The following is a 5,718-nucleotide window of genomic DNA, read 5'->3' as shown; positions in this document are numbered from 1 at the left end:
GTAGGATTATTGGCATACATCGAAGGTCTTGTGCTGGATAAGTACACATGAGTTGGTACAATGTATTTTCCAAAGACTGTAAGGTATAGTTTTGATACGACATCTTGAATTTTTTCTACAGAATCAGATACAAACCAAATCAAAAATTCTGCATCATCTCGCAGGCCAAGAGTGGAATATGTCCTGTACTTTATTTGCGAATTTTTAAGAACAATTTCTACCTCCTTTGCCGATTCTTCTTTTGCAAGATCTGCCATCCAGCGCCATTTTGGATCAACCTTGAAAAATGAAAAATTGAAAAATTGTCGTGGCTGTTCGCTCATGAAGACTAGATTTATTGTCACCTTATTTAAAATCTGATCAATCAGGTTTGAAGTCAGATACTGGAATTTATGAGATATCTTAAATTAGCGAAAAAAGCAGAAAAAGACATGAGCAGAAACACCAAGATGGCAATAGGAATCGGCTCCATTTTTACTGCATTTACAATCGTAATGATAGTCCTTGTTCTCCAGTCATACTAGAATCTAAAGTTCAAAACTGATCGGATCCATTAAATGACACAACCGAGTTCTTTAGAAACATGGTAATTATCAAGCACCAGCCAATAAATGAGATAATAATTCATGAGCTTGTCAAGGTCAACAGCATTGAGGACTTTCTAAGCATAAAGACCAACAATGTTCCATTGGGCAGTTCTGCACCTCCAGCGCGATGGGCTGACGGTATACTGTATGAACCGCAAGGTTTTCCTCCCACACCTGAGATAATCAAGGACCAGATTGAAGGTAAGATACATTTTGCAGCAATAGAATACACCGAAATGCCGCAATACAGGCAATATCTAAAAAATAACAACAACAATGTCCTTCTGCCAATAATTGACATGTCACACAATGCGGCAACAAAACAGATTGCCCAGTGGTTGAAAGGTCAGATAATTTCCAAATAGAAATTACTAATCTGATAAATCCAGATGGAAAAATTAGTATCTTCTAGATTCCTAATTTTTCTTCAATGTTTTCTAGTCTATCTTCGAGTGCTTGTAATCTATCCTCGATTGAGGCATTGCGACCATTTGGATTTTCTCTGATCAGTCGTTGAAATTGTTCTTCAATTATTTGTTTTACTTTGTTTTCATCTAGCATTTCCATTTAGTTGAGTATTCCTTGTTTTTATCAATATTGAAAGAATCAAACCTTGATATCTTAAAAGATACTATCAAAACACTTATTATTTGAGAATGGAAAATTTTGTTAAATGCCAAGCATAGACCAACTGAACAGACCACAAAACAAGCTAGAACCAATCGAAGGTGTAATCGAAAGCATTAGCGAACCAAGAACTGTAAACCTAAAAACTGGTGGACAGGCTCAAGTCGCAGATGCACAGCTAAAAGATGAGACCGGACAGATCAAGCTTAGCTTGTGGGATGCACAGATAAAAATGGTAAAACAAGGTTCCAAAGTAAGAATCGAAAACGGCTACATTTCCACATTCAGAGGCGAAAATGCACTCAATGTTGGAAAGTTTGGAAAACTAGTAGTATTAGAATTTTAGACATATCTGTTGCTAGATTGATTCTTCCCCTTTCTCCAATCTATTACGCTAAGTACTACACCAGATAGTATTACAATAATTCCAATAATTAACAAGAATCCGGCTTCTGCTAGAGGCAATATGTTTTTGACAAACGGTGAGTTGGGGTCAGTCAATGCCTTTGACTTTTCAGGGTTTTCTGTGAACAACATCACTACCGTAATTGGCTCCTTGCCCTTGTTTTCTACGTTAAAGCTGTAGGTATCTGCCTTTGGTACATCAAATGATTTTATGAAAATGGGGTCATTGTCTGTGAACGAGCCAAACTTGTCCCCAAAGATATTTGAAATTGATATTGCAACCACATCATTTGGATTATAGTCTACAACGTGAACTCCCCACATCAAGGGCACGTGTGCAGTAGTTGCAGTATGTGAAAAGGTATACACAGTGCCTGCATCAATTGTTACTTTATCAGATACACTATCAAAGAGGCTTTCTGGCGATGGAAAAAAATCCGTACCAGAACTGTCAGATGGCATTCTAGGCATTACAGAATATGCAATGGATGCTGCAATCACAATCATTACGGCTCCTGCAATTGCAATTATTGGTCCACGTTTTTTCATGGTTAACTGATGTATCCCAGTTTTCGATCATGCTGTGGCATTGGTAGAGAATCGCCTCCAGATCTCTGTCCCATTTGCTCCTCTATANTCAACTGATGTATCCTAGTTTTTTATCATGCTGTGGCATTGGTAGCGAATCTCCTCCAGCCCTTTGCCCCATTTGTTCCTCGATTGTCTTTACAAGATGTTCTGTATCTTGTGCTTTTTTTGTAATTCCTGTCAGGTCAAGTTTTAGATTTGTCATTTTTACTAATGTTTCAAGCACAATTTTTGATGCCTTGGCATCTACAACATATCCAGATGTTTCACCAAGAAGACAAATTCCTGTTATTCCTTTTCGTTTTCCTACACCAATGATGAGGCCATTCATTCCAGTTATGCTTCCGCTGTTCATTACAGAGATGCCATAATTTTGGAATTCATTTACAATTTTTGGAATGGTGCTTGTTCCATAGACTTTGGGAGTTTTAGAAAATGCACCGGTGATGTATGCAGCAAGAGTATAGATTGTTTTTACTCCTAGTTTCTCGCAAATTTTTGCAATCTCTTCTGCCATCTCATACTCGCTTTCTGGAGTCACAGGCTGTGCATCGCCACTCAACAAAACAAGGTCATTTGTTGTACCCTTGTAATAGTAAAATGTATTTTTCATTAGATCAGTTGTTCCATCTGGCTGTATCAGTACCTGCGGAGGAAATGATGATGAGAACATGTTTGCAAATGGAACTGCTTTTAATTCATCAATCATGTGATCGATTGCAAGTTTTCCGACATAGCCGCTTCCTGGAAATCCACAGATAAGAGATGGATTTTTGAGATGTGGCATCTCTGTTATTTCTACAACGATACGTTGAGGAAGAGACAATACCGTTACGGAAAAATTAATTCAATATTAATGAAGCGTAGGAATTCTATCTACGTCTAGAGGTTTTCTTTGTTTTTCGCTTGGCGGTTCTGCTAGTTTTTCTTTTAGATTTTTTTGCTGCTTTTCTTTTTGGTNTGGCGGTTCTGCTTGTTTTTCTTTTAGATGTTCTTGTTGCCTTTCTTTTTTGTGCTTTTTTTGCAGACTTGCGCTTTGTTTNTGGTAGTTCTGCTTGTTTTTCTTTTAGATGTTCTTGTTACTTTTCGTTTTGGTGTCTTTTTTGTAGACTTCTTTGTTTTTTTAGCAGGTCTTCGTTTTGATTTTCTTGCCTTTGCTTTTCTTGTTCTTGCTAGTGCAAGTTGTCTTGCCTTGTTCTTTCTTCTCTGAGCTGCCAGTGCTGCCATTCTTTTTCGTTTCTTGGCTGCAAGTGCTGCAAGTCTCTTTCTTCTCTGAGCTACAATCACTGCAAGTTTCTTTTGTACTGATGCCAATGCAATTCCTGCACGTGTTTCAAGTTTTAGAAGAGATTCAAACTTGGGTCTCAATGCAGCTTCTGCTTTTGTGGCAGCTTTTAGTTGCTCAACCAACGTAGGTTTTAGATGGCTCTGTCTTTTTAGTTGGTCTTCAGCTTTTACCTTTTCCTTTTCGCTTGACTCTATTGCCTTTTCTAATCTAGCATGAGTAGAATCTCTTTCTTTTATCTCGGAATGTAATTCGGATATTTTTTCATCAATATACTTTAGTCGTTCAGCAACGGCATTCTTGTCTTCAGACCCATACTCGCTTTGCTGGGTTGCCTGGTCTTTTGCATCGTGCTCTTGCTGTAGTCTACCCTCGGCTGCGATTTTGAGCCTCTCAATGCTTGCCTTTTGGGAGAGATGTTGGTTTAAAAGCTGCATTGCGTGGTCTTTTGCCCTTGTCAAGTCCTCCTTTTTCTTCTCCAAGGCTACAAGGCCTGATGATGATCTTCGTTTTTTAGAAATAGCCTCTTTTAGTTTACTTTCAGCCTGTTTTCGCAATTTGGTTACTGCTGCCTTTTTCATACTATGCGATTTTACGAGAGCCTCAAGGGATGTCATGCGATTATGAGCCTTTGTAATCGATTAAGTTTTTGTTATGATCAGTATTTGACATATGAGTTAAAATTTTCAACATATTTTTGATCTTTTTAGCAAAATTTTAAGATGTGTCAAGGGTCACCAAGTAGATTTTATTTAGCAAGTACATACCAAAATCATGGATTTTCATCCATCACAGTTACCTGTAGCCCAGTCATTTCAGATCGATGACGAACGAAAGGCACAGGATCTTGCAGACCAGATGGTAAAACTTGGTTTTTCAACTCAAAAGGGCGCATTCAAAGTTATCATGACAAAGGAGCAAAAGACTGCAAAGAAGATAGGTTTTACAATTATGAATGAGCTTAATTTTGGATTGAAAAAAACAAAACAAGAACGTGATGTAAGATATTGGATCTACAGTCATGATGCAGATCACTATGCCATGGTTCTGATAAGCTCCAAGGTCATGGAAGAGCTAGGTTTTTGATCTATCAAAGATAAGTTCTATCTTTAGTTTTCTGGATACAATATTTGCAATTATAATCCCAAAGACAACACCGGCAATTATTGTCAATGGATATTCTTGCAACAAGTATAACCTGCTTATTGATACCACTGCTGGATATATCCACAACAGATAGCATCCGCGCGGAAATCTCCTAGATAGTGCATATCCAATGATGAATGCAAATATTGTTGTCCTCATGGTATCTCCTGCAGGAAAAGTACCCTCGATTNATCTCCTAGATAATGCATATCCAATAATGAATGCAAATATAGTTGCCCTCATGGTATCACCTGCAGGAAAAGTACCCTCGATCCCACAAGGAACACCCACATCAGCACCAGATTTTATTGGCAAGGTGGCCCCCAGATAATCAAGCATCGGTTTTTCATACCCAGAGTAGCATCTCATATAGGCCACAACCATGCTGCCTACCAATAACGAGAGAAGCAGGACAAGACCAAGACGCCTTGTTCTTTTTATGATAAACAGTATGATGCTGACAAATATTGGATACAACACCCACCCAAGTTCTGTAAACACGTCCATGGTAATGTCTACGACAGGATTTCCTACAAGTTTTGAAAGTGTAGTTTCAAATCCTGTATCATATACGAACAGAACTTTTGCAACAGCAAGATAAAGCATGATTAGAAATGATACTAACAACAGGAAGAAAGTTCTACTTCGTGTTTCAAAGACCCAGCTTTGCATTGAAATTCTCTCCTTGATACAACATCTAAGCATTGCTTTGTATGACCATATTAAAATCAGATTGCTTGTCTTGGTATTGTTTTACATACAAAACCAGATCAATTAGATGAAGAACCAGATGATGCAGACTAGTGTTTTTGATTCTTCTGTTTATCTCCAGATGATAATCATCTTTATTTTTTTATGCGATTACAGTACACAGATTTTAGGAACCGTGGATGTGCCTTGTTTTTGTACGATCACAAGCCAGTCTGACCCCTAAACATCCACGGTTCTGAAAAAAATCTATGTCATGTTATAATACACACAAGACACCAAGTGATTTGAAGATTTTTAGCTGAGAATCTACTAGATAAATTTACACATACAGTTACCAAAGATCGGTAAGAAAAACCAAATAAAGAAAAG

The 5,718-nt window shown here is 37.8% G+C and carries 8 protein-coding genes; 3 read left to right on the top strand and 5 right to left on the bottom strand.

The window, feature by feature from the left end; all coding sequences use genetic code 11:
• Window positions 1-323 (bottom strand): chlorite dismutase family protein (locus DYY66_RS14415; protein WP_255496254.1); only part of this gene is annotated, 323 nt, incomplete at its 3' end.
• A 260-nt stretch (window positions 324-583) separates the two neighbouring features.
• Between DYY66_RS14415 and DYY66_RS06420 the strand changes: the two genes are divergently transcribed.
• Window positions 584-952 (top strand): hypothetical protein, encoded by a 369-nt coding sequence (locus DYY66_RS06420; protein WP_166287220.1) that lies wholly within the window; start codon window positions 584-586, stop codon window positions 950-952.
• Between the two features lie 43 nt (window positions 953-995).
• Here the strand turns inward: DYY66_RS06420 and DYY66_RS06415 are convergent, their stop codons facing one another.
• Complete coding sequence (locus DYY66_RS06415; RefSeq protein WP_166287217.1) at window positions 996-1,148, bottom strand: hypothetical protein; 153 nt, start codon at window positions 1,146-1,148, stop codon at window positions 996-998.
• Window positions 1,149-1,260: 112 nt separating this feature from the next.
• Here DYY66_RS06415 and DYY66_RS06410 point away from each other — a divergent pair, with 112 nt between their 5' ends.
• On the top strand, window positions 1,261-1,560 hold the full coding sequence (locus DYY66_RS06410) for an OB-fold nucleic acid binding domain-containing protein (protein ID WP_166287214.1): 300 nt from the start codon (window positions 1,261-1,263) through the stop codon (window positions 1,558-1,560).
• Here DYY66_RS06410 and DYY66_RS06405 read toward each other — a convergent pair.
• Together DYY66_RS06405 and DYY66_RS06400 are read right to left on the bottom strand one after the other, a co-directional pair.
• Window positions 1,557-2,168 carry a hypothetical protein gene (locus tag DYY66_RS06405; RefSeq protein WP_166287211.1) on the bottom strand — a complete coding sequence of 204 codons (612 nt, stop codon included), beginning with the start codon at window positions 2,166-2,168 and terminating at the stop codon, window positions 1,557-1,559. The two genes, DYY66_RS06410 and DYY66_RS06405, sit on opposite strands and share 4 nt — an antisense overlap.
• A gap of 88 nt (window positions 2,169-2,256) precedes the next feature.
• Complete coding sequence (locus tag DYY66_RS06400; RefSeq protein WP_166287208.1) at window positions 2,257-3,033, bottom strand: proteasome assembly chaperone family protein; 777 nt, start codon at window positions 3,031-3,033, stop codon at window positions 2,257-2,259.
• Between the two features lie 1,233 nt (window positions 3,034-4,266).
• Here DYY66_RS06400 and DYY66_RS06390 point away from each other — a divergent pair.
• Window positions 4,267-4,578, top strand: a complete 312-nt coding sequence (locus DYY66_RS06390) for a hypothetical protein (RefSeq protein ID WP_166287202.1) — start codon at window positions 4,267-4,269, stop codon at window positions 4,576-4,578.
• Here the strand turns inward: DYY66_RS06390 and DYY66_RS16195 are convergent.
• Window positions 4,567-4,827, bottom strand: coding sequence for a phosphatase PAP2 family protein (locus DYY66_RS16195; RefSeq protein ID WP_394352594.1), 261 nt, complete (start codon window positions 4,825-4,827; stop codon window positions 4,567-4,569). The genes DYY66_RS06390 and DYY66_RS16195 overlap by 12 nt on opposite strands.
• Window positions 4,828-5,718: the final 891 nt, after the last annotated feature.

This window comes from Candidatus Nitrosotalea sp. FS (genome assembly GCF_011319475.1).
Taxonomy (GTDB): Archaea; Thermoproteota; Nitrososphaeria; order Nitrososphaerales; family Nitrosopumilaceae; genus Nitrosotalea.
This window is presented reverse-complemented; position numbering and strand designations above follow the sequence as displayed.